Source organism: Cellulomonas sp. NPDC057328 (assembly GCF_042667215.1).
In the GTDB taxonomy this organism is placed as follows: Bacteria; Actinomycetota; Actinomycetes; order Actinomycetales; family Cellulomonadaceae; genus Cellulomonas.
Genome location: NZ_JBHUZW010000211.1, coordinates 1 through 1,924 on the forward strand (window position 1 = coordinate 1; position 1,924 = coordinate 1,924).

General features: G+C 76.0%; 2 protein-coding genes. Both read left to right on the top strand.

The features are described from left to right. Positions 1-326: 326 nt before the first annotated feature. Positions 327-770: a protein-tyrosine phosphatase family protein gene (locus tag ACFUMH_RS19020; protein ID WP_378209193.1), complete on the top strand. Its 444-nt coding sequence runs from the start codon at positions 327-329 to the stop codon at positions 768-770. Positions 771-827: 57 nt separating this feature from the next. After that, complete coding sequence (locus ACFUMH_RS19025; RefSeq protein ID WP_378209195.1) at positions 828-1,868, top strand: aldo/keto reductase; 1,041 nt, start codon at positions 828-830, stop codon at positions 1,866-1,868. Positions 1,869-1,924 lie beyond the last annotated feature (56 nt).

The window sequence follows — 1,924 nt, forward strand, 5'->3', positions numbered from 1 at the left end:
GTGCGGTACCTCGTACCGAGTGCGGCAGGTACGACTACCGCACTCGGTGGGATCGACCGCACTCGGCGAGGGCGGTGCGGCGCAGGGGTGAGGGAGGGAGGGGTGGGGGAGGGGAGGGAGGGCGCACCGGTGGCGGTGTCGCACCGGTGACGGCGTCCCGTGGCCGGGCTTGACCGCGGGTGGCGGGGCGCGGTCCGATCGGCGCACGGCGCACGGCGCACGGCGCACGGCGCACGGCGCACGGCGCACGGCGCACGGCGCACGGCGCACGGCGCACGGCGCACGGCGAACGGCCGGGCCGGGCCCGGCGGGGACGGAGGTGCGGCATGGGCGCGTGGGCCCCGGGACCGGGTGTCGTGGTGCTGCCCGACGGCCGGTCCGTGCGCGGGCGCGGCCTGCGCGCACCGTCGCCCGACGGCCCGGACCCCGAGCTCGGCGTCTACCTCCTCGCCCGGCGCCCGTCGGTGCCCGCCTGGCAGCACCGCTGGGTCCGCTGGCCAGACTTCGCGCTGCCCGTGTCGACGCGGGACGCGCTCGCGGCGCTGCGCGAGGCCCACGCGCGGGCGGGCGACGAGCGTGTCGAGGTCGCGTGCGCCGGCGGCACCGGACGCACGGGGACGGCGCTCGCGGTCCTCGCCGTGCTCAGCGGCGTGCCGGCGGGCGACGCCGTCGACTGGGTGCGGGCGCACTACCGGCCCGGTGCCGTCGAGACGCCCTGGCAGCGGTGGTGGGTCCGCCGGGCGGCGGACGCCCTCGGACGGCACGGCTAGCCTGGCGGACGGCGCCCGAGGCGGGCGCCGCCCCCGAGCCACGTGAGGACGCCACCGATGCCGAGCCTGCAGCCGTACCGCGCCGACGACGCCCGGTACGACGCGATGACCTACCGCCGGACCGGCCGCTCCGGCCTCGACCTGCCGGCACTCTCGCTCGGCCTGTGGCACAACTTCGGCGACCAGACCCCGTTCGAGACGCAGCGCGCGGTGCTGCGCCGCGCGTTCGACCTGGGCGTCACGCACATGGACCTCGCGAACAACTACGGCCCGCTGCCGGGTGCGGCCGAGGAGAACTTCGGCCGGCACCTCGCGCGCGACCTGCACCCGTACCGTGACGAGCTCGTCCTCTCGACGAAGGCCGGCTACGACATGTGGTCCGGCCCGTACCAGGACGGCGGCTCGCGCAAGTACCTGCTCTCGTCGCTCGACGCGTCGCTGCAGCGGATGGGCCTGGACTACGTCGACGTCTTCTACCACCACCGCCCGGACCCGACGACGCCCCTCGAGGAGACGATGGGCGCGCTGCACCACGCGGTGACGAGCGGGAAGGCGCTGTATGTCGGCGTCTCCAACTACACGCCGGCGCAGACGCGCGAGGCGCACCGGATCCTCGGCGAGATGGGCACCCGCCTGCTCATCCACCAGCCCAGCTACTCGATGTTCAACCGGCACGTCGAGCTCGTCGGCGAGGGGCAGAGCGAGTCGCTGCTCGACGCCGTCGGGGACCTGGGCGTCGGCATGATCGTGTTCTCGCCGCTCGCGCAGGGGCTGCTCACGGGCAAGTACCTGGGCGGCGAGGCGCCGGCCGGCTCGCGCGCGGCGGGTGCGAGCCCGTTCCTGTCGTCGCAGGCGCTGTCCGAGACCTACCTGACGCGGGCGCGGGCGCTGAACGAGATCGCGGCGGGCCGCGGGCAGTCGCTCGCGCAGCTCGCGCTGTCGTGGGTGCTGCGCGACGAGCGCGTGACGTCGGCGCTCATCGGCGCCAGCTCGGTCGCGCAGCTCGAGGACAACGTGCAGGCGCTGTCCGCGGCGCCGCTCACGGCGGACGAGATCGCGGCGATCGAGGAGCACGCGGTCGACGGCACGGGCCGCTGACCGCTAGCGCGCACCGCTCGACCGCCCTGCGCGTGCAGCGTTGCGGACCTCGGGTG